At 54.5% G+C, this 22,477-nt stretch carries 21 protein-coding genes; 5 read left to right on the top strand and 16 right to left on the bottom strand.

The features are described from left to right. Positions 1–15: 15 nt before the first annotated feature. From QMG93_RS18685 to QMG93_RS18740, 12 genes are all read right to left on the bottom strand, one after another. Positions 16–1,035 carry a LacI family DNA-binding transcriptional regulator gene (locus tag QMG93_RS18685; protein WP_281939046.1) on the bottom strand — a complete coding sequence of 340 codons (1,020 nt, stop codon included), beginning with the start codon at positions 1,033–1,035 and terminating at the stop codon, positions 16–18. 37 nt (positions 1,036–1,072) lie between these two features. Then, positions 1,073–2,101: an inositol 2-dehydrogenase gene (gene iolG, locus QMG93_RS18690; protein WP_281939048.1), complete on the bottom strand. Its 1,029-nt coding sequence runs from the start codon at positions 2,099–2,101 to the stop codon at positions 1,073–1,075. 31 nt (positions 2,102–2,132) lie between these two features. Further along, positions 2,133–3,131: a sugar ABC transporter substrate-binding protein gene (locus QMG93_RS18695; RefSeq protein ID WP_281939050.1), complete on the bottom strand. Its 999-nt coding sequence runs from the start codon at positions 3,129–3,131 to the stop codon at positions 2,133–2,135. Positions 3,132–3,182: 51 nt separating this feature from the next. After that, on the bottom strand, positions 3,183–4,184 hold the full coding sequence (iolG, locus tag QMG93_RS18700; protein WP_281939052.1) for an inositol 2-dehydrogenase: 1,002 nt from the start codon (positions 4,182–4,184) through the stop codon (positions 3,183–3,185). Positions 4,185–4,228: 44 nt separating this feature from the next. Then, positions 4,229–5,212: an ABC transporter permease gene (locus tag QMG93_RS18705; RefSeq protein ID WP_281939054.1), complete on the bottom strand. Its 984-nt coding sequence runs from the start codon at positions 5,210–5,212 to the stop codon at positions 4,229–4,231. 1 nt (position 5,213) lies between these two features. Continuing rightward, complete coding sequence (locus QMG93_RS18710; RefSeq protein ID WP_281939056.1) at positions 5,214–6,716, bottom strand: sugar ABC transporter ATP-binding protein; 1,503 nt, start codon at positions 6,714–6,716, stop codon at positions 5,214–5,216. A 336-nt stretch (positions 6,717–7,052) separates the two neighbouring features. Then, positions 7,053–8,504 (bottom strand): CoA-acylating methylmalonate-semialdehyde dehydrogenase, encoded by a 1,452-nt coding sequence (locus tag QMG93_RS18715; protein WP_281939058.1) that lies wholly within the window; start codon positions 8,502–8,504, stop codon positions 7,053–7,055. 353 nt (positions 8,505–8,857) lie between these two features. Further along, complete coding sequence (gene iolC / locus QMG93_RS18720; protein WP_281939060.1) at positions 8,858–9,865, bottom strand: 5-dehydro-2-deoxygluconokinase; 1,008 nt, start codon at positions 9,863–9,865, stop codon at positions 8,858–8,860. Between the two features lie 35 nt (positions 9,866–9,900). Beyond that, a complete protein-coding gene (iolB, locus tag QMG93_RS18725) occupies positions 9,901–10,716 on the bottom strand; it encodes a 5-deoxy-glucuronate isomerase (protein WP_281939062.1) in 816 nt (271 codons plus the stop codon). Positions 10,717–10,738: 22 nt separating this feature from the next. Then, positions 10,739–11,659 carry a myo-inosose-2 dehydratase gene (gene iolE, locus QMG93_RS18730; protein ID WP_281939064.1) on the bottom strand — a complete coding sequence of 307 codons (921 nt, stop codon included), beginning with the start codon at positions 11,657–11,659 and terminating at the stop codon, positions 10,739–10,741. 25 nt (positions 11,660–11,684) lie between these two features. After that, on the bottom strand, positions 11,685–13,550 hold the full coding sequence (gene iolD / locus QMG93_RS18735; RefSeq protein WP_281939066.1) for a 3D-(3,5/4)-trihydroxycyclohexane-1,2-dione acylhydrolase (decyclizing): 1,866 nt from the start codon (positions 13,548–13,550) through the stop codon (positions 11,685–11,687). Between the two features lie 325 nt (positions 13,551–13,875). After that, entirely contained in the window at positions 13,876–15,564 is a 1,689-nt protein-coding gene (locus QMG93_RS18740) for a methyl-accepting chemotaxis protein (RefSeq protein WP_281939068.1), read from the bottom strand. 222 nt (positions 15,565–15,786) lie between these two features. On the opposite strand from QMG93_RS18740, the gene QMG93_RS18745 reads away from it, so the two are divergent. Next, complete coding sequence (locus QMG93_RS18745) at positions 15,787–16,122, top strand: hypothetical protein (protein WP_281939069.1); 336 nt, start codon at positions 15,787–15,789, stop codon at positions 16,120–16,122. Between the two features lie 179 nt (positions 16,123–16,301). Here QMG93_RS18745 and QMG93_RS18750 read toward each other — a convergent pair whose 3' ends face one another. After that, a complete protein-coding gene (locus QMG93_RS18750; RefSeq protein WP_281939071.1) occupies positions 16,302–16,469 on the bottom strand; it encodes a hypothetical protein in 168 nt (55 codons plus the stop codon). 329 nt (positions 16,470–16,798) lie between these two features. On the opposite strand from QMG93_RS18750, the gene QMG93_RS18755 reads away from it, so the two are divergent. The 3 genes from QMG93_RS18755 (at position 16,799) to QMG93_RS35220 (ending at position 20,503) form a co-directional block, all read left to right on the top strand. Beyond that, positions 16,799–18,370: an MDR family MFS transporter gene (locus tag QMG93_RS18755; RefSeq protein WP_281939073.1), complete on the top strand. Its 1,572-nt coding sequence runs from the start codon at positions 16,799–16,801 to the stop codon at positions 18,368–18,370. A gap of 82 nt (positions 18,371–18,452) precedes the next feature. Continuing rightward, positions 18,453–19,127: a response regulator transcription factor gene (locus QMG93_RS18760; RefSeq protein ID WP_281939075.1), complete on the top strand. Its 675-nt coding sequence runs from the start codon at positions 18,453–18,455 to the stop codon at positions 19,125–19,127. Next, on the top strand, positions 19,124–20,503 hold the full coding sequence (locus tag QMG93_RS35220; protein WP_309299676.1) for a sensor histidine kinase: 1,380 nt from the start codon (positions 19,124–19,126) through the stop codon (positions 20,501–20,503). Before QMG93_RS18760 ends, QMG93_RS35220 begins: the two co-directional genes overlap by 4 nt. A 126-nt stretch (positions 20,504–20,629) precedes the next feature. Here QMG93_RS35220 and QMG93_RS18770 read toward each other — a convergent pair whose 3' ends face one another. The 3 genes from QMG93_RS18770 to QMG93_RS18780 form a co-directional block, all read right to left on the bottom strand. Beyond that, a complete protein-coding gene (locus tag QMG93_RS18770; RefSeq protein WP_281939077.1) occupies positions 20,630–21,547 on the bottom strand; it encodes a DUF4180 domain-containing protein in 918 nt (305 codons plus the stop codon). A 179-nt stretch (positions 21,548–21,726) separates the two neighbouring features. Further along, entirely contained in the window at positions 21,727–22,026 is a 300-nt protein-coding gene (locus QMG93_RS35225; protein WP_309299678.1) for a type II toxin-antitoxin system RelE/ParE family toxin, read from the bottom strand. Beyond that, a complete protein-coding gene (locus tag QMG93_RS18780; RefSeq protein WP_281939094.1) occupies positions 21,917–22,147 on the bottom strand; it encodes a hypothetical protein in 231 nt (76 codons plus the stop codon). The genes QMG93_RS35225 and QMG93_RS18780 overlap by 110 nt, the downstream gene beginning before the upstream one ends. A 104-nt stretch (positions 22,148–22,251) precedes the next feature. On the opposite strand from QMG93_RS18780, the gene QMG93_RS18785 reads away from it, so the two are divergent. After that, positions 22,252–22,477 (top strand): helix-turn-helix domain-containing protein (locus QMG93_RS18785; protein ID WP_216790857.1); only part of this gene is annotated, 226 nt, incomplete at its 3' end.

The following is a 22,477-nucleotide window of genomic DNA, read 5'->3' on the forward strand; positions in this document are numbered from 1 at the left end:
CGGCTCCTTTGTTCCTCACTTATTCCGGTATTCGCCAGGCCGGGACACGGAAGAACGGATAACCAACTCGGGCAGCATCACGATGCGCTGCTTGGTGGAATTTTTATCGTTGATGATGCGGATGATCAGATCGACGACCGTTTGCCCCATTTCTTGAATGGGCTGCGCAACCGTCGTTAACGGAGGATCGACAATCGTCGCCAGCAGCGTGTTGTCGAATCCGACGATAGATAAATCGCCGGGAACAGACAAGCCTCGTTCGCGTACGGCTTGAATCACGCCGGTGGCCAGCAGATCGTTACAGGCGAAGATGGCCGTCGGCGGCTGAGGGGAGTCCAGCATTTCCCCGGCAACCTGCTTCGCGTCCGTTACTTTAAAATCGCTGATCCGCACCAGCTCCGGATTATAGGCAATGCCCGCTTCTTCCAGCGCGAGCCGGTACCCCCGTATCCGCTCCTTACTGCTCATCACCAACGTGTCCTCCGCGATGACGGCAATTTGCCGGTGTCCCTGCTCAATGAGATGCGTGGCCGCCATATGCCCGCCGATGAAATCGTCCACCAGCACGGTATCGATCGCCAAGGAAGGCATATCGCGGGCAATCAGCGCAACCGGAAAGTTTTGTTTTTTCAAGTCCTTCAATATCGCATCGTTGCGTACGCCGGTGGCAATGATAATGCCGTCCACGCTTTTTTGCTTCAGCAACGAAATATTTCGTTCTTCTCTCAAAAGATTGTTGTCCGTGCTGCAAATCATGACGCTGAAGCCGAGCTCGTGCGCACGATCCTCCACACTTCTCGCGATTTCCGCAAAGAACGGGTTGGCCAAATCGGGCAACAACAAGCCGAGCGTAAAGGTTTGCTTTCCCGTCAGAGCCGAAGCTACGACGCTTGGCTGGTAATTCAACTCCTGCATGATCCGATTGACCTTGGCCCGCGTTTCTTCGCTGATGCGCCCCGTTTGATTGATCACTTTCGAGACGGTGGCAATGGATACGCCTGCCTGCTTGGCAACGTCATAAATTGTAGCCTTCATAGCTTCCACTTCTTTCAACGAAATGACATATTAACAATTATACACTAATATGCCATTGCGTTAATACTTCCTCCACCTTGACCGGACGCTTTTCCTGCAAGGATAATTTTGCCGCATGCGCGATCAATTCGGCTTGATAGCCGTCGTTCGCGCTGACCGGTACCGGCGTATCGTGAACGATGGCGTCGATAAACGCCTTGACTTCCTTCACATATGCTTCGTTGTACCGTTCCAGGAAGAAGTAGAGCGGCTTATCCCGGTAGACGCCGTCCGCAGTGTAAAGCTCCGCGCTGCTCGGATAATCGTTCTGGATCGTCAGGCAGCCCTTCGAGCCAAACACCTCGACCCGTTGATCGTAGAAATGCGCCTGACGGCTGTTATCGATGACGCCCAGAGCGCCGTTCTTGAACTTGAGCGAAATGATGGCGGTATCGATATCGCCGCATTCGGCGAACACCGGATCGACGAGAACCGCTCCCTGTACGAACACCTCTTCCACATCACTGCCGACCATAAACCGGGCGATGTCAAAATCGTGAATGGTCATGTCGATGAACATGCCTCCGGACGCAGGGATATACTCCTTATGCGGCGGTGCCGGGTCGCGGGAAGTAATCTTCAGAATATGCGTGTCGCCGATCTTGCCCTCTCGAACCAGTTCTTGAATCCGGCTCATGTTATGGTCGAATCTGCGGTTGAAGCCCGTTTGGAACTTGACGCCCGATTGCTTGACCAGCTCAAGGGCCTGCACCGTCTTATCCAGGGCGAAGCTAATCGGCTTCTCGCAAAAAATGTGCTTCCCGGCCTTGGCCGCTTCTTCGATGATGGCAATGTGCGTGTCCGTCGGCGAGCAGATGAAGACGGCAGCGATTTCCGGGTCCTGCATAATGTCCTGATAGTCAGCGGTGACGTTGGCAATGCCGTTCTGTGCCGCCCAATCGCGGATGTTGTCGGCGAAAATATCGGAAATCGTCTTGATTTCCACCTGCGGGAGCCGCTTCAGGTTCTCCGCATGAAGCTTGCCGATGCGGCCGGCGCCGATAATGCCTATTTTTATTCTCTCCATATCCATGTTCCTCTCTATAATGTAATGCCTCTTATTTCGTCAAGCTTTTCAGGAAATCAAGCTTCTTCTGCGCATTTTCTTTGTTGATGACTTCCACGCCGCTGTCGATCCGCTTCTCCACGTTTTCGCCTTTGATCGCTTTGACGGCATTTTCTACGCCCTTGTAGCCCATTTCATACGGGTTCTGCGCAACCGTGCCGCCCAATTTGTCGGCCAGAATCGATTCGATGGATTCCACCGTGCCGTCCGTGCCGAGAATCGGGATTTTCAGGCCTTTTGCTTCCGCCGCACGCAAAGCGCCGAGCGCCATGTCGTCGTTGGCGGCAAAGACCCCCTTCAGGTCCGGGTTGTTCTGCAAAATATTTTCCATGACGGACATCGCCTTCGCTTTATCGCTGTCAGCCGGCTGGTTGGCGGCGATTTTCATCCCTTTCGCCTCCAGCGCTTCCTTCGCGCCCTTGATCCGCTCGTCGGTCGCCGGGTTGCCGAGTGCGCCCGCAATGAGGGCTACTTTATCGCCGGATTTCAGCAGCGAAGCCAAATATTCTCCGCCCTTTTTCCCCGCTGTCGCGTTATCCGTACCGATAAAGGTCGTTTTATCCGCCCAATCGGCCGTGTCCGTATCTACGAGCAGTACCGGGATGTTTTTGTCTTTATACTTTTTCAGCACGGGAATCGCCGTAGAAGGCTGCGTCGGTGCCACGACCAGAGCGGCCGGCTTCTTGTTCAGCGCGTCCTCCAGCATATTGACCTGCTCCAGAATTTGCGATTCCGAAGCCGGCCCGATGACGGTTCCGTCCACGTTCAAATCTTGGAACGCCTTTTTCGCACCCGCTTCGACGTATTTCCAGTAAGGGCTGCTGAGCGTTTTCAGCACGACTTGCACCTTCGGCTTTTGGCCGGAGCTTCCGCCTTTATCCCCTTTGTCCGACGATGCCGGAGCCGAGCTGCCTCCGCCTTGACTGGCGCACCCCGCCACCACCGCAAGAGACAGAGCCAATACCATAGACACCAATGCGCTTTTTTTCATGAAAAGACCTCCCGATTTTTTATAAGCTTTTCTTATGTCAAGCTTTTGGCGTTACAACTGTACCCGGCTTCCGGTTTCAAAGGCTTTCTTGGCCGTTACGGCGATCTCCAGCGCCTTTTTCCCGTCCTCTGCCGTGACTGACGGTTTCTGGCCGTTCAGCAAGCAATCGACAAAATGCTGCATTTCAAGCACATAAGCGCTTTCGAACCGGGTCGGAAAGTCCGGCACGATGTCTTGGGAGCTGCCTTTAAACGTAAGTACGGAAATGTCGCGGTGCCGGAGCGAACCGATCAGCAGCGTTCCCTCGGTTCCGATCACTTCGCCGCGAATATCGTAGCCGTAGTAAGCATTCCGGCTGCATTCAATATCGGCGGCCGCTCCGGAGTCGAACGTGGCGTAAGCGATCCCTTGATCCACGTCGCCGAATTCCTCCATAAAGCCGTGAACCAGCACGCTGCCGTGCGCTGCGACGGAAGTCACTTCGGCTTCCAACAAAAATCTCGCCAAATCGTAATCGTGGATGCCCAGGTCGAGAAAGATGCCTCCGCTGTTCTTGATAAACTCGGCCGGCGGCGAGCCGGGGTCGCGCGATACGCCCTTGTAATAGATCGGCTTGCCGATATCGCCGCGTGCGATTCTTTTCTTCGCCTCGGCATAGGCGGGGTCAAACCTTCTCATAAAACCGACCTGGCACACGACCTTCGTTTCTTCGATGACGCGGAGGACGTCCGACGCTTCCTGCAGATCGACCGTCAAAGGCTTCTCGACGAAAATGTGCTTGCCGTTGCGCGCCGCCTGCGTAATCATGTCGGCATGCGTGCTCGTCGGAGACGCGATAACGACCGCATCGATCGAGTCGTCCTCGAATACCTCGTTCAGGTTCCCCGTGTACCGGTCTACGCCGAGCTCTCCGGCCACCTTGGCCGCATGACCGGTTTGCGGATCGGCCACGCATACCAGCTTGGCTCCCTTCACCTTCGAAGCTACATTTTCCGCGTGCCAGTAGCCCAGTCTTCCAAGCCCCAATACCGCGCAGCGAATCGGTTTTTCCATTGTGTTCTCTCCTTGTATGGGTTTCGGTGATTTCAAGTTAATGTCTATTTCTTGAAGGAGCGCTGGCGCAGCACATCCACATAGACCGCCGCTACGATAACCAGACCGATGATCGCCATCTGAAAATCGGCGGAGACGTTCAGCAGATTCAAGCCGTTGCGGAGCACCGCGATGATCGTAGCGCCGATTAGCGTGCCCCAGACCGTGCCGACGCCGCCGAAGAAGCTTGCGCCGCCGATGATCACCGCAGCGATCGCATCCAGTTCGTAGCCCATCCCGGCCAGCGGAAACGCCGAGTTGACGCGTCCGACCATGACCAGCCCGGCCAAACCGGCCATCAAGCCGCTCAAGGTGTAGACGATGACGAGAATTTTATTCACGTTAATCCCGGACAGACGGGCCGTTTCCTTATTCCCGCCGATCGCGTAGATGTAGCGTCCTGTCGAGGTACGGTTCAAGAAAATATCGAAGAGAATATAAACGACGATAACCAGAATAAAGCTGAACGGCACGGGACCGATAAACTCGTTGCCCGCGAATTGAATCGGTGCGGCGAATCCGGCAATCGGGGCCGCTCCGGTAATAATCAAGGCAATCCCGCGGGCGATATTCATCGTACCCAGCGTGGAGATGAACGGGTGCGGCAGCTTCAGCTTCGTCAGCATGATGCCGTTCGTCCAGCCGAGCAGCGCACCGACGCCGAGACATACGACAATGCCGAGATACGGGTTAATCCCGTGATTGACGGAAACGATCCCCATCATCATGATGGACAACGCCAAAATCGAACCGACGGACAAGTCGATCCCCGCCGTCAAAATCGGCAGCAGCATCCCGATCGCCAGCAGCGCGTTGATGGAAGATTGGCGTGCAATGTTCATCACGTTGTCCACGGTCAAGAAATTATCGCTTAGGACGGTCAAGACCGTGCATAAAATTATCAAGCCGATCAAGGCGCCGAATTTGCTTATAAACCCGTTAGATTTTACTTTCCTTACTTCGCTTTTTTCAACGATGACAGCAGACATCTTAATTCCCCCTTGTCGCGGACTTCATGATTTTTTCCTGATCCGCCTGTTCCCTGAGCATGTCGTCGACGATCTGCCCTTCGTTCATGACCAGAATGCGGTCGCAAATGCCCAGAATCTCGGGCAGCTCCGACGAAATAATGATCACCACCGCACCGTCCTGCACCAATGAATTGATCAGCCGGTATACCTCCACCTTCGCGCCGACGTCAATCCCCCTTGTCGGTTCGTCGAAAATGAATACTTTAGCGTTCGTACAGAGCCATTTGGCGATGACAACCTTCTGCTGATTACCGCCGCTGAGCTTCCGCGCCTGTGCGGCAATATCTCCGGGACGCACCTGCAGCTCCTTCAAATAATCGATAGCAAGCGCTTTCATCTTGTCTTTGTGCAAAAACTTGTTTTTCTTCAACTTCTTCAGGTTGGCAATGGTGATATTGAATTCGAGCGTCTGATCGAGGATCAAGCCTTCGCCTTTACGGTCCTCGGTAATAAAAGCGAGTCCCGCTTTGATCGCGTCCTCCGGGCACTTGATCTTGACCTCTTTGCCGAACACGTACACCTTGCCTTGATCGACCGGATCGACCCCGAAGATGCCCCGGGCCAGCTCCGTCCTCCCGGCGCCGACAAGACCGGAAAAACCGAGAATTTGTCCTTGATACGCCGTGAAGCTGATCTCCTTGCTCGAGTTCTTCAGCCGCAGACCTTCGACCCGCAAGCCTTCTTCGCCGAGCTGGAAGTTCATTTTCGGATATTTCTCGTCCAGGCTCCGGCCGACCATCAGTTGGATCATCTTCTCGGTATCCGTCTCCGCCATGCTCAGCGTTTCGATTTTCCGGCCATCCCGCAAGATCGAGATCCGGTCGCCGATTCGCTTGTTTTCTTCCAGCTTGTGCGAGATGTAGACGATCGCAATCCCTTGCTTGCGCAGCTCCATCACCGTCGTCAGCAGCTGTTCGATTTCCGATTCGCTTAGGCTCGAGGACGGTTCGTCCATGATGATCAGCTTCGCATTAATGGTTAACGCTTTCGCAATTTCGACCAGTTGCTGCTGTCCGATGCCAAGTGTGGATACTTTGGCGTCCGGGGAAATATCCTGCCCGAGCTGTTTCAAATATTCCTCGGCCTTAAGCCGCATCGTCTTGCGGTCGAGCAGCGAATATTTGCCGTTCTTCTTCAGCTCCCGGCCCAGAAAAATATTCTCGTATACCGTCAGCTCGGGAATGAGGTTAAGCTCCTGGTAGATCGTGGCGATCCCGAGATTCATCGCGTCGACCGGACCGTTGATTTCCACCTTGTTCGACTCCCAGAAGATGTCGCCGGAATCCTTCGTATACGCGCCGGTCATAATCTTGATCAGCGTCGATTTACCCGCTCCGTTCTCCCCCAGCAGGACATGCACCTCGCCCGGCCGGATGTCCAGATGAATCTCCTTCAGCACCTGGTTGCCTGAGAAGCCTTTGTTGATTCCCCTCAGTTCCAATAAAGCATCGCGTTCTCCCATGTCGTAACCCCTTTCAAAAAGCAAAGCCTTTCTCCGTGTGTACCGTGAGGAATGAAAGTAAGCGCTTAATCAAAATCCAAAAAAAATAATCCGTTTTCCGCTGTATCAGCCGCTTTACCATGACCTTAATAACGATCCGTTTTCCATGACTTTCCTTTATTTATCGGCATTGTCATTTGGAAGAGCTACCCCAATCGAGATAAATAAAGCGCTTTCCTTAATGCGATTATATCTAGGGTTTTGAGAAATTGCAATATGCTTCTGTGATTTTCTTTACACCTTTTTTTGTAACGGCGCGGCTCCGCCGTTGACGAAAAAAGCGAAGCCGCTTCCACCTTAATAACGGGCGGTGACCATTTTTTTGCGCGTATAGAACTCGACGCCGTCTTTACCGTTGGCATGCAAATCGCCGTAGAACGACTTTTTGTAGCCAGAGAACGGGAAGAAGGCCATCGGCGCAGGTACCCCTACGTTAATGCCGAGCATGCCTGCGTCAATCGTTTCCCGGAACTGGCGCACGGCTTTGGCGCTGTCCGTGTACAAGCAGGCGCCGTTGGCGAATTCGGACTGATTGGCGATGTCAATCGCCTCCGTTAAGCTGTCGGCGCGCACGATCTGCAGCACAGGCGCAAAAATTTCGTCATTCCAGATCGTCATGCCCGGCTTCGCGTGGTCGAAGATCGTCGGCCCGACGAAATAGCCGTCTCCCGAGGCCGCTTCGCATTCGCGTCCGTCCAGCAGAAGCGCTGCTCCTTCTTCGCTTCCTTTTTCGATATAACCGACCGTTCTTTCTTTATGCGATTGGCGGATGACCGGGCCGAGGAAATTGCCTTTCTCGATGCCGTTGCCGATCGTTAATTGCTTAGCCGCCGCAACCAGACGCTCGGCCAGCGTATCGGCGGTATCGCCCACAGCCACGACAACGGAGCAAGCCATGCACCGTTCGCCCGCCGAGCCGAAAGCCGCATTAATAATTTCTTTGACGGTCAGGTCCATATCCGCATCCGGCAGCACGATGGAGTGGTTTTTGGCGCCGCCGAGCGCCTGCACCCGCTTGCCGTGAGCGGCCGCCGTCTTGTAGACGTATTCCGCCACCGGCTGCGAGCCGACGAAGGAAATCGCCGCTACGTCCTGATGCTCCAGCAGGCCGTTAACGACATCGTGCGCCCCGTGGACGATATTGAACACGCCGTCCGGCAGGCCCGCTTCCTGCAGCAATTCCGCCAAGCGGCAAGCCAGAATCGGCGTTCTCTCCGACGGCTTCAGGACAAAGGTGTTGCCGCAAGCGATCGCCAGCGGGAACATCCAGCAAGGCACCATCATCGGGAAGTTGAACGGCGTAATGCCGCCGACAACGCCGATCGGATAACGATACATGTTCGATTCCAGTCCGGTCGCGATATCCGGCAGCACGCTGCCCATCATCAAGGTCGGCACGCCCGCTGCGAATTCGACGCATTCGATGCCCCGCTGCACTTCACCGTAAGCCTCGGCGTAGTTTTTGCCGTTCTCCAGCGTTACGAGGCGGGCCAGCTCATCCCAATGCTCCACGAGCAGCTGCTGGTATTTGAACATGATGCGCGCTCTTCTCGGCACCGGTACGCGGCTCCACTGCTTGAACGCTTCCTTCGCCGTCCGGACGGCTTGATCGAGATCTTCCCGCGAAGACAGCGGCACTCTCGCCAGCACTTCGTCGGTCGCCGGATTCGTCACGATATCTTCTTTGCCTGAAGTGGCATCCACCCATTGCCCGCCAATGTAATTTTGCAGAAGCTTTTCGTTAGACATGCTAGTTGTTCCCCTTTTCTATTTTATTGCGACGCTAAGCGTACTTCCGTTGTGACTTTGCTTTGCAAATCTGAGCTTATTGAGAAAGTGGTCAATTAAAGTAATAGAGGTGTACGAGGAGGTGGGGTATCTACTTCCGGTCGCTGTTGTCCGCAGGAAATTTTTATTAGAAGCCATTTAGTAGCGGGTATTTCCTGCAGACAAAGGCGAACGCTATCGCTCCTCCAGTAGATACCCCACCTTCGTATGTTTCTCTATTTCAGTCAAAAATCTCTTTCTTAACACTCTGTGACTTTGCTTTGCAAAGTCTGGACAGAACGATTCCGCCCGCTCCGCTGGGATTCACCGTACTTTTAAGTACTGCTATTCGCCCGGTGCTCTCTGATCAAATCCTCAATCTGCTCCACCGTCGGCATCGCATCGGAGCAGCTGTGGCTGGACACAACGATGGAAGCCGACGCGCTGCCGAACTCCTGGCATTTCTCGACAGGCCAGCCCTGCAGCAAGCCGTAAATGAACGCGCCTGCGAACGAATCCCCCGCACCAAACGTTTTGATCACCTGCTTCGCCGGGAAAATGCCTCCGCGACTGCTTCCCCCGTCCTTCGTAAACACGATGGAGCCGTCTCCGCCGTGCTTGACGACGACGATTTTCGCCTGACGCTCGAACCAGCGCTGCGCCGTGGCGAGATCGTCCTTGACTTCCGGTCCGGTCACGATTTCCATGACGTCAAATTCTTCCCTGCCGGCAATAATAACATCGCACTGCTCCGCGACCAGATTGCAGTAAATCGCCGTCTCTTCCTTCGACTTCCACGTCCAGCGGCGGTAATCGACGTCGAAAATAATGACCACTTGATGCTTCCGCGCATATTCGATCGCTTGGAATACGGCTTCTCTGGAAGGGCTTGACGCCAGCGCCGTGCCGGAGATCAAGATTGCCTTCGCCCGCTTGATGAAATCCTCCTGCACCTCGCCCGCTTCCAGCTTCAGATCGGCGACGTTGTCGCGGTACATCAGGATACTGCAATCGCTCGGCGACTTGATTTCGGTAAACGCCAGCCCCGTCACCGCGCCGGTATGATCGGTCACCACATTGCGTGTATCGATGTTTAGCTTGTGCAGATAGCTTTTGATGAAACGACCGAATTGATCGTCCGATACTTTGCCGATAAATCCCGTGCGCGCACCTAGTTTGGCTAACGCAATCGTAATGTTGGCGGGCGAGCCCCCCACATATTTCGTAAAAGTAAGCGTTTCCTCCATCGGCCGGTTAATCTCGTTGGCGTTCAGGTCTATGCACAGCCGGCCAAGCCCGATAAAATCCAGCTCCCGGTCCTGCTGAAACGTGATATGGTTCATCTCTCGGCGCACCTCCATCTTATGCGATTGGAAAATTATTTTTTGGCGTTCGTCATCAGCCATTCGTGCGCCGGATCGTTATAAAACCGCCAGGTGCGCACCGGACCCGCCATCACGTTCAAATAGTAAACATCATACCCCGGCGGCGCGGATACGGGATGGAAGCCTTTAGGCACCAGCACGGCGTCCCCGTTTTTCACGATCATCGTTTCGTCCAGCTCTCCGTCGAGCGTGTACACCCTTTGCAGGGCAAAGCCTTCAGCCGGGTTGATTTTATGGTAATACGTTTCTTCCAAGTACGATTCGTTCGGCAAATTGTCCTGATCATGCTTATGCGGCGGGTAGCTGGACCAATGCCCGTTCGGCGTAAATACCTCGACCACCAGCAAGCTGTCCGCAGGCGACTGCTCCGGCAAAATGTTATGGATATGCCGCTCGATATTCCCATAGCCTCTCGTTTCCACCCCGACCTGATCGGGAGCAATGAGTCTCGCCGGATGACTGCCGTAGCCCGGCGCCGCACATACGGCCAGCTCCAGCTCCGTCGTCGCCGTTACTTCGAAGAAGTCGCCGTTCGGGACATAGACGCTGTACGGAGGGATTTGTTCAAAGACGCTCATGCGCTGCCCGATGTTGTCCAGCTTAAGCTCGGAGGTCGCCACATTCGCCTTGCCCGACAATAGCACCAGACATACCTCTTGATCGCCCGTTTCCTTCTTTAAGCGCTGGCCCTGGCTCAACCGGTACACTTCGAAGCCGACATATGTCCAGCCCGCCGATTCCGGTGTAATCGTGAGCACGTTTCCTTGCTCGTCCGCCGTCTTACGGCTCGGCACAATAAGATCCGCCATCTGAAACCATTCCCCTTTCCCGTTATCCAGATATATTGCTCGTTAAATCGCTGACGATGGCAGCAATGTATTCCTTCGACTTCCGCGCGTATTCGACCGGGTTGGCCACGGACGGGTCCTGCTCCGCTTCGATGATCATCCAGCCGTCGTAACCGCGGGCGAACAACTCCCGGAAAATCGGTGCAAAATCGATGCAGCCGTCCCCCGGCACCGTGTAAACGCCCTGAATCACCGCCGATTGGAACGGTATATTCTCACGCCTTACCCGGTCGAGAACGTCCTGACGCACGTCTTTCAAATGCACATATGCGATCCGGTCGGCGTACCGCTGCAGCAGCGCAAGCGGGTCGGCTCCTCCATAGAAAGCATGGCCCGTATCGTACAGCATATGAACCAGTTCCGGGTCGGTCGTCGCCATCAAGCGGTCGATTTCCTCCGGGCGCTCGACATTCGTGCCGATATGGTAGTGGTACACCAGCTTCATGCCATGCTCGCGGCAAATTTCACCAGCTTGATGCAAGCCGTCCACCATATGATTCCATTCCTCATCGGTAAAAGGAATCACGTTCCGGTCCGCAGGCGACCGCCTCGGATCGCCGATGATCGACCCGCCGAGCTCGCAGGTGACGACGTGCTTGCTGCCCATTTTTTGCAAAAATTGCACATGCTTGCGGTAAGCCTCCAGCTCCGCTTCCCGATAGCTCGGGTCAGAAAAAAGCACGCCTTTCCACTGCGAAGTGAGCAGGATTCCTTTCTCCGCCAAAGCTTCCCGCAGCACGTCCGGATCTTTCGGGAATTTGCGGCAATTCTCCGTCGCGGCGAAGCCGAGAGCCGAGAAATCGGTCAACAGATCTTCGAACGTATAGTGATCCCCTAGCTCAAGCACATCTTCATTCACCCAGTTAATCGGGGAAATTCCCAGCTTCAAGCGATCGATGTTCATATGCAGGTCCCTTCTTTAATGAAAATTAAATTTCCTTCACGCCTTCGAGCTTTTGCCGCATCGTATCGTAAGCTTGATGCACCTTCACGCTCTCCGATACTTCCGCCACGCCGACGCGCCACCACGATTCATAGCCGTCCGTGTTCGTGCCCGGAAGCACCTTGATTTCGATCAAGGTGGAGACGGTCTGCTCCTTGGCGCTCTTCAAGGCTTCCTTCAGCTCGTCAATCGTACGCACCGTGAACGTCTTGACACCGAGCGCCCGCGCATAGAGCGAGAAGTCGACCGGCACGTAGTCGCCTGTCAGCCTGTTCGTATCGGCGGAGCGGTAGCGGAATTCGTTGCCGAAGCCTTGGCTGCCATGTCCGCGCTGGAGATTGTGAATGCACTGATAGCCGTGGTTATCCAGGAGCAGCACGTTGATTTTCCGCCCTTCCTGGATGCTGGTCAGCAGCTCGGAATGAAGCATCATGAAGCTGCCGTCGCCGACGAACGCATACACCTCGCGCCCGGGATCGGCCAGCTTCACCCCAAACGCTCCCGACACCTCGTAGCCCATGCAAGAAAAGCCGTATTCCATATGGTACGTATTCGGATGATCGCATCTCCACAGCCGGTGAAGGTCGCCGGGCAGGCTGCCAGCGGCGCATACGACCACGTCGTTCGGATCGAGCGACGCGTTAATTTCGCCGATGACTCTCGTCTGCGACAGACCGTCCGGCAGCTCCATGGCGTACAAGCGGTCGACCTCTTGGTCCCAAGCCTGCTTCTCCGCCTTCAGCTCGTCGGCCGGGTAGGCGCTTTCATAGCCGGCCTGCCCCAAGACGTCCTGCAAGGCGGTAAGCGCTTCCTTAGCATCAGCGATGACCATGAGCGCGTTCAGCTTCATCGCATCGAAGGAGCTGACATTAATGTTCAGGAACGATACGTCCAGATGCTGGAACGCGCTCTTGGATGCGGTCGGAAAGTCGGCCAGACGCGTTCCCACGGAAATGATTAGATCGGCTTCCTTCGCCAGCCGGTTCGCGGCAAGCGATCCGGTTACGCCTATGGCGCCCATATACAGCGGGTGATCCCACGGCATCGCGCTTTTGCCGGCTTGCGTCTCCGTCACCGGAATTTGGAACGTTTCCGCGAAGGCGATCAGTTCCTTCACCGCGAGCGAGTAGTGAACGCCGCCTCCGGCGATGATCAGCGGCCGTTTCTTGCCGCGAATCGCTTGAACCGCCCGGTCCAATGCGCCCTGCGATACGGTGCGCCGCTCGATGTAATGGACCCGTTTCGCGAAAAATTCGGCCGGGTAGTCGTACGCCTCGCACTGCACGTCCTGCGGAAGCGACAGCGTCACCGCGCCCGTATCGACGGGATCGGTCAGCACGCGCATCGCGTTCAAGGCCGCCGTGATCAGCTGCTCGGGCCGGGAAATGCGGTCCCAATATTTGCTGACCGGCTTGAACGCATCGTTGGCCGAAATCGTATAGTCTGTCGGATCTTCGATTTGCTGAAGCACAGGGTCTGGCTGTCGGCAAGCGAAAATATCCCCGGGCAGGAACAGCACCGGAATGCGGTTCACCGTCGCGGTCCCCGCCGCCGTCACCATGTTCAATGCGCCGGGACCGATGGAAGAGGTACACGCGAATATTTCAAGCCGGTTCTTCTGCTTCGCGTAAGCCATAGCCGCATGCGCCATGCCCTGCTCGTTTTTGCCTTGGATGAACTGGAGCGCGCCTTTGTCCAGCTCCAGTGCCTCGCCGAGGCCCGTGACGTTCCCGTGCCCGAAAATCCCCATGACGCCTTTGACGAATTTGCGTTCTTCCCCATCGATCTGGATGTACTGGTTATCCAAAAATTTCAGCAATGCCTGCGCCATCGTTAAACGAATCGTTTTCATACAGGGCCTCCCTTTTATGAGTATGCGCTTACCCAAAATTCGTGAATAAAGAACGTCACTTCGCAAAAAAAACGTTTTCATTTCGCTGTGACCTTTTGCTAGCAAATTCCTTCATCCGGTGAATTTGGGATTTTACATTGGTAAGTCATGTCCATTTCGTTCATAAAATCGCTTACATTCCGACAAAAAGCTTCGGGATGGTCACTTGAAGCCAAAGATCTTCATTTCAAACCAAGAGTAAGCGCTTTACCTTTCATGTGTGATCATTATAACTCAAGCCTTCCCGCGTTTGCAATAATCAATTTAAAATGTGTGACGAAAGTCCCTATAATTTGAATCTTTGAACCGTCCCCTGCAGTTCTTCGGCCATGGTCGTCAATACCGAGGTATTCGCCGACAATTCCTGCACCGAAGCCAATTGCTGCTCGGTCGCCGCCGACACATGCTGGGATCCTGCCGCCATCGTCTCGGATAAAGAGACGATCGATTCCATCGACCGGACGATCTCGGAAGCCCCGGCAGACAACCGGCTGGCATCGGCGGACACGGCTTGTACCTGCTGCGTCGCCTCGTCGACCAACTGCTTGATCCCCTCGAATATGCGCCCCGCAGCGCCGGCCACCCGGATTCCGTCCGCCACCTCCTGCGACGCCGCAGCCACCGAGCCGACGACGTGCTCCGTCTCCGCTTGAATATTATGCACCAGCGCTGCGACTTGTTTGGCGGACTGCCCGGTCTGTTCGGCCAACTTGCGGACTTCCGCCGCAACGACCGCAAAGCCCCGCCCGTGAGCGCCTGCTCTCGCTGCTTCCACGGCCGCATTCAACGCCAGTAAATTGGTCTGGGTAGCGATGTCCGATATCACTTTGTTCAACTGTCCGATTTCGGCGGAACGACGGCTCATCTTTCCAATGACTTGGTCCAAATTGTTCATTGTTGTCTGAATCGAATCCATCTGGCGGATAACGATCCCGATCTCCTTGTCTCCGGCCGATGCCTTGTCGAGCGCAAGCCCGGACAACGAGCCGGCCTGTCTGCCGTTATCGGCAATGCGCTGAATCCCTTCCAGCATGTCGCCGATCGACTGCCTGCTTCGCTCTACGGACTGCACCTGCTTCTCCGAGCCGTCCGCAAGCTGCTGCATAATTTCCGTAATATGCTCGGCGGCCGTCCCCGTTTGTTCCGAGCTCGACCGCAGCTCTCTGGAAATTCCTACAACCTGGCCCGAGCTAATATCGATTTGCCGGACCAGCCGCCGCAAGCTTTCCGCCATTCGGTGAAAGGAATGGGCCAAATCCCCGATTTCATCCTGCCGCCGGACACGCACATCCTTGACCCCGAGATTCCCCTCGGCGATCCAATCGGCCGCCTTGCTGAGAGCTACGAGCGGTCTAGACAAGTATCGCGCAAAAGCAAAGCCGATGACGATGGCCAAGGCGAAGCTTACCAGACTCACCCATAGGGTGAACATCGTTATACGGTCGACGAGACTCCGGTTCGCTTCCATCTCTGCAGCCATCGTCCGGTCCTGCCGGTCGGACACATCCTGCGCAAATTTCGTAATGACCGCCCCCAACGGAACAATGCCGGTTCTCGCTTCCTGACGCGCACTTTCGGCATCTTTGCCGGCCAACTGAAATACTTGTTCCGCTTTCGTGCGGTATTGCCGGTTCAACTCCATCATATAACCGAGCTTCTCTTCCTCGCTGGAATCCGCGAGCAGCGCCTTGGATTGCGTCAGCAGCTTCTCAATCAGCTCGTTCGCCTGATTCAGCTCGGCGATGTAAGCGGAATCCTGCGTCAAAAGATACGTATTCAGGCTGCCGTTCTGCACAGCCGTATGAAATTTGATCTGGCCCGCGATCGCCTTCAGCTCTCCCTGCCTTTCGATCAAATCAGCATACGACCGGTTCATTTGCTGCAGCGAGCTGTAAAACAAAGCGCTTGAGATACCGGAAATAACCGCCAAAGTCAAAAAACTGCCCGCCAACTTTTTACCGATGCTCAATCTCACCCGGATGCCCCCCATTTTGTCGTTGTACTGGAACTTCTTTTCCCTTGAAAGCGTTTACCGTTTTTTCGTTGCTTTTCTGACGCTGGCTGGATATAATTAAACTCAACCAGGTGGTTAAGCGCTTTATTAATTTTAAAATAACGGATTCTCCCGCACTTTTCAATCCTTTTGTGCAAGCTCTGTTGTGACGAACATTCCCACTTGATGAAGGAGCGACCTTTGATGAAGACGAATGAACCGACTCAATTCGAAATGTTCCGCGATCCGTTCAAAATGCTGATCGTGCTGCTGAACCTTGTCGCCGAGCAGCAAGGCATGGAGTTGAACTATGAGAAGGTGCCTACGTTTGAGAATGAGACGTTTTTGATCCGCCATGCGAATGACGGCGACATCTCGGACGAGCGGATTCCCAACTATATTTATAAAAAAGACGGGACGGAGATTACTTGGTATCAATATTTAGGCCGGGATATTTATTGCAATAAAGACTTGAGCCGAGAGGAGTACAATAAAATGTTCGTCGACTGTATGGCTTCGCTGTATCAGTTGAACGGGTAACCCTCTGCACTCCGGCGGCTGGCGCCCTGACTACTCGTGCGCCGGCCTGTTTGTTTTTTCCGAGGCCGGGTTAAAGCCAGCATAGGATGCGTAAGCAAAAAAATCCCCGCCAGCGCAGCAGCGGAGTAAGCAAATAAAAACGTATCTCTATTCAATGCGGGACGATTTGTCCGGTGTTTCTATATATCAGCTGAAACATTAAAAGCACCGGCCACAACGACCGCAACGGAAGCAACCGCAGCCAAAGCAACGGAAACAGCCGCAACCAAAACAGCGAAAGCAACCGCAACCAAAGCAGCGGAAACAGCCGAAACCGAAACAGGTGAAGAAGCATAGACGAGCTTCACTAGGTGCGCCTTGAAAGTGCAGAGGCACCGTCTGGCCTGCTTTAAAATCGGAAACGCTCAATCCCTGAAGCTCTTTTTTGAAATCGTCCATTTTTTAACCTCCGTTTATAGACCTCAATAGATCACACTTTAAATTTATGAATTGGAATCCGCTCTTGTTACGGTTGGCAAGCTTCTTTTTTTCAAAAAAGCGAAAACCGTCAATCCCGATACACCTTCTCCTTTCCCCTGCCCGTGGATTTCATCCTTTACACTCCGTTTATTTTCGATTTATAAATCTCCCTTATGCTAAGCAGCATCGACAAACCGAAGCTAAAGGAGAAATCACCATGACGAACAAAAAAACGAATGTGACTCTGGTCATCGTCGGCCTGCTGCTTGGCATGCTGATCAGCGCTCTCGATCAGACGATTATGGCGACGGCGATGCCTAGCGTTGTGCAAGAATTAGGCGGGCTGTCTTTGTACAGCTGGATTTTCTCGATCTACATGCTGACGTCGACCGCCAGCATGCCCATTTACGGCAAGCTTGCCGACTTGTACGGCAGGAAAAAGCTCTATATTGCAGGAATGACGCTGTTTATGCTCGGCTCTGTGCTTTGCAGCTTATCGGGGGGCATGACGGAATTGATCGTTTTCCGCGGGTTGCAAGGTCTTGGGGCCGGGGCGCTGATGCCGCTCGCCGTGACGATTATCGGCGATCTTGTGCCGCTGGAGAGGCGGGGCAGAATGCAGGGGATGTTCGCGGGCGTCATGACGCTGGCAAGCGTCATCGGCCCTGCCATCGGCGGAATGTTCGTGGAATATTTGAGCTGGCAGTGGGTGTTTTATATTAACCTCCCCATCGGCCTTGCCGCGATCCTCATTCTCATCCCGGCTTTGCAGGAAACCAAAAACCAGGGCAAGCCGTCCATCGACTGGTTCGGCGCGCTAACCATGTGCGGGTCAGTCGTCGCGATTCTGCTTGCTCTCGTCTTGGGCGGAGGGGAATCCGGTCTTGGCTCCGGACAGCACAATTCATGGAGCTCACCGCAGGTAGTAGGCCTGTTTCTGCTCGGGGCGGTGCTGCTCGCTTTGTTCCTGTGGATCGAAACGAAAGCGAAAGAACCGATCATCCCTTTGCCGCTGTTCCGCAACCGCGTCATTTCCGTCACCTCTATCGTCGCTTTCCTGATGAGTGCGGGCATGTTCGGCGCGGTGACCTATATTCCGCTGTACGTCCAAGGCGTCATCGGAGTAAGCCCTTTACTCGCCGGGTACATTTTGACTCCGTTGATGCTGGCGGTCGCCGCTGCCGTGACGCTCGGCGGACGTCTGATGCATCGATTCGCATACCGCACGTTCAACGTGCTCGGCATGGTACTGATGGGACTTGGCTTCAGTCTGTTCGCCACGATGGATGCGGACACGACGAAGCTGCAGGTCATTGTCTATATGATCGTCGCCGGGCTTGGAATCGGGCTGATTATCCCGACGCTCAACACTTCGGTCATCGGCGCGATCGGCAGAGAACGGCGCGGTACCGCCACGTCGCTGGTGCAGTTTTTCCGGTCGATCGGCGGAACGATCGGAGTCAGCGTCTTGGGCGTTCTGATGACCGGCCGGATGACTTCCGGCATGTCGGGATTGGGCGAGCGTTTCGCTTCCCTCCCTGCGGATAAGCTCGACAAGTTCGCCGATCCGCAGGCGCTGCTCGATCCGGCAGTCCGCACGCTGCTTCCGGCCGATCTGCTCGCCGAGCTGCAGAACGTGTTCACTCATGCGGTCGACGGCGTTTTCCTTGCAGGAACGGTCATCGCCGCCATCGGGCTCGTTGCCGCGCTCTTGATGGGCAATGCGAGAATGATCCAACCGGCGGCTCCTCCCGCGGCCCCGACAGCCGCCGACGCGAAACAAACGTAAGTGCGTTTGTACGAAACCGCAGTCCTGTCACGGCATCTGCTGTATAATAGAGGCAAGATTTAAAAAGGAGGCTACCGTTCCCATGGCTAAAATTCTCGTCGTGGACGATGATCCCCATATCCGCAGGCTGGTCAAGATGATCATGCGGGGCGAAGGCTTCGAGGTGCTTGAAGCCGCGGACGGCGCTAGGGCGATGCGAGCGCTCGAAGCGACAAAAGCGGACTTGGTCATTCTGGACATCATGATGCCGGGGATGGACGGCTGGGAGCTGTGCCGCGAGCTGCGGGAGCATTACGACCTTCCCTTGCTCATGCTTACCGCTCTGGGCGATACGGAGCAAAAAGTGAAGGGCTTCGACCTCGGCACCGACGATTACCTCGTGAAACCATTCGAGTCCCGCGAGCTCGTCGCCCGGGTAAAGGCACTGCTCAAGCGGTACCGGATCGCCGCTTTCCAGATCGTGCAGGTCGGACGGGTGCAGCTGAACCAAAAATCATATGAGGTGACGGAGGACGGCATCGGGCAGACCTTGCCGCTCAAGGAATTCGAGCTGCTGTTCCGGCTGGCGAGCTATCCGGGTCAGACATTCTCGCGGGAGCAGCTCATCGAGCTCATCTGGGGCTGCAATTTCGAAGGCAACGAACGGACGGTCGACGTGCATGTGAACCGGCTGCGGGATCGTTTTCCCCCGGAGCGCTGCGGGTTCCGCATCCGTACGCTCCGCGGACTCGGCTACCGGCTGGAGGTGCTGCCATGATGCTCTGGCCGAAAGCGTGGCGGGTCGCCGCATTCGCACTCTCCATCGTATTTTTCTGGAGCATCGGCTTTGCGGTCGCGTCGGGGCTGGAGAGCAGCTATGCCAAGCGGCATACCTGGGAACGAATGCTCGATAGCGGCGCAGCGACCATAGCGCTTATGGCGAAGGACCCGGCCCGGGCAGACGATTTGCTGCGCCAGCTCGCTCTGCTTCTTCCGGCGCGCGTCGTGCTGGTGGAGGCGGACGGACGGCATATCGCCTACGGCGAGCAGGCTGAGCCGTTCTCCGGGGAGATGAGCCGGGAGGCTGCGTCGAACGTATTCAACGGCGGTACGCTTCGTTCGTTCGAACGGTCGAGCCTGCTCGGTCCCGGCGAAGCGACGACGGGGCAGCTGTTTGCGGCGAACGGCCGGGAGGCGGCTTTGTTTATCCGCACGGAGACTCCGTCGCCGCTCCGTCACTACGGCTGGCAGCTCTTCGCGCTGCTCGTCGGCGGTCTGCTGCAGATGGCGGCTTTGCTCGCCTTCATCCGCCTCGGCCGGACGTCGCGCCGGGAATTTTTCCACCTTATGGTCGGTACCCTGAACCGGATGGCTAAAGGGGATTTCAATATCAAGCTGGACGCAGACCCGAAACGGATCGGCCCATACGAGCCGCTGGCGTCCGGTATTAACCGAATGGCCGGCGAGCTCGGTCAGATGGAGCGAATGCGGCAGGAGTTTATCGCCAACGTCTCTCACGAAATCCAGTCTCCGCTGACGTCGATCAGCGGGTTCTCGCGCGAGCTTCAGAACGATAACGTCAGCAAGGAAGAGCGGATAGAAATACTGGGGATTATCGAGACGGAAAGCAGGCGGCTATCCAAGCTGAGCGATAACCTGCTCAAGCTGACGTCGCTCGAATCCGACCATCATCCGTTCGAACCGAAGCGTTACCGGCTGGACAACCAGCTGCGGAAAATCGTTCTCGCCTGCGAGCCGCAATGGGTCGCGAAAAATCTGGAGATGGACGTCGAATTGGACCACGTCACCGTAACAGCCGATGAAGACACCATGAGCCAGGTGTGGCTCAACCTGCTGAACAACGGCATCAAGTTTACCCCGGAAGGCGGCGTGATTGCTATTCGGCTGCAGCAACTGGATGGACGCGCCGTAGTTACCGTCCGGGACAACGGCTGCGGCATCGCCGAGGAGGATCTTCCTTTCGTCTTCGACCGTTTTTTCAAAGCCGACAAATCGCGCAGCCGCTTGAGCGGAGGCAGCGGACTCGGATTATCCATCGTCAAAAAGATCGTCGATATGCATCAAGGCACGATAACCGTACACAGTCAACCGGGGAAAGGGACAGCCTTCACCGTATCGCTGCCGCTCTCCTAGAGTCGGTGCCGAAAAAAGAGATGATTTGCCTGAAAAACAGCAGGGGCGGAGCTGTCTTTTCGCCGCTCGCTATCACAAACGTATCCCCGTAACGGGTAGGAACGCACCATGTTTCGTGTGGAGACGTCAAAAGCTTAAAAGCCACGCTTCCGCTTCCCCGGCGCTGCCGAATACCCTGAAATCATTGCCTTTGTTGGCTTCGGCCAGCAGTTCTTTGAATCTCCCCTTCACAACCTGTTCGTTCGTGATGATAAGGGCTGCCTTTACGCGATAGTTTATGAATTTTTGCAGCATTTCTCCGGCCAAGCCCGTTTTAAGATTGAAGAAATCGTCGGAAAGCGCCTCCGCGTGAAGCACTAATAAATTAGTGTCATGTTCAAAACATCTTGCAATAAGATCCAACGCATCTTGTCTTGTGCTCAGCGGCGTTTCGGCAGAAGTGTATTCCACGTATTTTTTCGTACCTCTTTCGATAATTTGAACGTTCATTTGATTTTCCTCCTTCTCTATGGGAATACGCAATTCACTGCGCAACTTTTGAATCCATTCCCATTCGCGCTTGTAGAAATCGATTAAATTATCGTAGATCATATCCCATAAGCAGATCTCCCTGGCGGTTCTGCCGGGAGAAAACGGGCCTCTGAGCTTTTGTTCCTGCTGCAATAAAATCTGCGTCCGGACTTCCTCTTCATATTTTGTGAGCAGGGCGTTCAATTCGTCAGTGTTTAGCTGATCGGCCCAAGCAAGCTGAATCAGAAACGATTTCTTCAAATCCGGTGGTTCGGGCGTGGAAAGCACCCAATTCTTCAGCTCGGCCAACCCTTCTTCCGTGATCGTATAAATCTTTTTCGAGGGCGAGCTTTCCTGATGCTGAACTTCGCAGGTCGCGAAGCCTTCGTCCAGCAGTTGCACCAGTGATTTGTAAATCTGATTGTTGTTGGCCGACCAGTACATAAAGGGGGATTCTTGGATGATTTTTTTCAAATCATAGCCCGTGACAGATTTCCAGCTTAAAATTCCCAGAATCGCGTGTGTAATGGACATGGAAGTCGCTCCTTGATCAGTATCATATGTTAAAATTAACATATGGTGCTCGATATTGCAACATTCGATGTGGAATGAATCTGCCTCTCCGGTATCAGACAAAACAAAAAGCCCTTCATTTCGAGGGCTTTGCAACATAATCTGTATTCGTTTGTTGTCTACGACAATCCGTTTCCTTATTAAAAAAGTTCTCGCAAATAGTCTCTTCGGCCATGCAGAATCCGGTGGATGATGACTTCGTTATTTATGATTCTGTAGAAAATCAAATATGGCGAAACGACAATAAAACGATACCCTCGCTGTATTAACGTATAGTCATCCTCTGACAATACAGACCCCATATGGAGAAAATCAGCAAGGCCCCCGATTTCACGGTTCAACTTCTCCATGAGCTGCTTTGTCCAGCCCCATTGCCTCATGAAAATATTTTCTCGCTTGATCGGTATCGTCCAGAGCCTCACACATCCTTCGCACGGCATGCAGCCGTCGATGCTCTTCATAAATTTCAACGCAAGCCTTGATGATGATTTTCTGTTGTTCCGTATCCTTGCGAAGTATCGAATGTAAAGCTACCGCCTCGTGCTTAAAGCCGTCGCTCACCCCGCTGGCAACATTTTTTCATCTTCTAAGTCAATTAAAATAATCAATATTTTGATCATTTTCATTAACTTCGATATCATGAAGACAAAGGGAGGGAGAAAGGTTTGATCATCAATAAATTAAGTGAAATCATGGGGCGTAAACGTCTGAAAATATCCGACGTAGTGGATGGTACGGGCCTTGCCCGTAATACGGTGACCGAACTTTATCATGGGCGCGCAAAAAGAATTGATCTTGAGACATTAGACAAGCTCTGCTCATATTTAGATGTTAGTGTCGGCGAGATATTCGAGCATGAAGACCAAAGAAAAGAGTCCCTGCCTGCGGATT

Source organism: Paenibacillus tyrphae, from assembly GCF_027925525.1.
In the GTDB taxonomy this organism is placed as follows: domain Bacteria; phylum Bacillota; class Bacilli; order Paenibacillales; family NBRC-103111; genus Paenibacillus_G; species Paenibacillus_G tyrfis_B.

What these genes read in the sequence shown, in the direction of transcription:
- QMG93_RS18685 (WP_281939046.1), bottom strand. Translation starts at nt 1,035, where the DNA reads ATGAAGGCTACAATTTATGACGTTGCCAAGCAGGCAGGCGTATCCATT.
- iolG (WP_281939048.1), bottom strand. Translation starts at nt 2,101, where the DNA reads ATGGAGAGAATAAAAATAGGCATTATCGGCGCCGGCCGCATCGGCAAG.
- QMG93_RS18695 (WP_281939050.1), bottom strand. Translation starts at nt 3,131, where the DNA reads ATGAAAAAAAGCGCATTGGTGTCTATGGTATTGGCTCTGTCTCTTGCG.
- iolG (WP_281939052.1), bottom strand. Translation starts at nt 4,184, where the DNA reads ATGGAAAAACCGATTCGCTGCGCGGTATTGGGGCTTGGAAGACTGGGC.
- QMG93_RS18705 (WP_281939054.1), bottom strand. Translation starts at nt 5,212, where the DNA reads ATGTCTGCTGTCATCGTTGAAAAAAGCGAAGTAAGGAAAGTAAAATCT.
- QMG93_RS18710 (WP_281939056.1), bottom strand. Translation starts at nt 6,716, where the DNA reads ATGGGAGAACGCGATGCTTTATTGGAACTGAGGGGAATCAACAAAGGC.
- QMG93_RS18715 (WP_281939058.1), bottom strand. Translation starts at nt 8,504, where the DNA reads ATGTCTAACGAAAAGCTTCTGCAAAATTACATTGGCGGGCAATGGGTG.
- iolC (WP_281939060.1), bottom strand. Translation starts at nt 9,865, where the DNA reads ATGAACCATATCACGTTTCAGCAGGACCGGGAGCTGGATTTTATCGGG.
- iolB (WP_281939062.1), bottom strand. Translation starts at nt 10,716, where the DNA reads ATGGCGGATCTTATTGTGCCGAGCCGTAAGACGGCGGACGAGCAAGGA.
- iolE (WP_281939064.1), bottom strand. Translation starts at nt 11,659, where the DNA reads ATGAACATCGATCGCTTGAAGCTGGGAATTTCCCCGATTAACTGGGTG.
- iolD (WP_281939066.1), bottom strand. Translation starts at nt 13,550, where the DNA reads ATGAAAACGATTCGTTTAACGATGGCGCAGGCATTGCTGAAATTTTTG.
- QMG93_RS18745 (WP_281939069.1), top strand. Translation starts at nt 15,787, where the DNA reads ATGAAGACGAATGAACCGACTCAATTCGAAATGTTCCGCGATCCGTTC.
- QMG93_RS18755 (WP_281939073.1), top strand. Translation starts at nt 16,799, where the DNA reads ATGACGAACAAAAAAACGAATGTGACTCTGGTCATCGTCGGCCTGCTG.
- QMG93_RS18760 (WP_281939075.1), top strand. Translation starts at nt 18,453, where the DNA reads ATGGCTAAAATTCTCGTCGTGGACGATGATCCCCATATCCGCAGGCTG.
- QMG93_RS35220 (WP_309299676.1), top strand. Translation starts at nt 19,124, where the DNA reads ATGATGCTCTGGCCGAAAGCGTGGCGGGTCGCCGCATTCGCACTCTCC.
- QMG93_RS18770 (WP_281939077.1), bottom strand. Translation starts at nt 21,547, where the DNA reads ATGTCCATTACACACGCGATTCTGGGAATTTTAAGCTGGAAATCTGTC.
- QMG93_RS35225 (WP_309299678.1), bottom strand. Translation starts at nt 22,026, where the DNA reads ATGCCGTGCGAAGGATGTGTGAGGCTCTGGACGATACCGATCAAGCGA.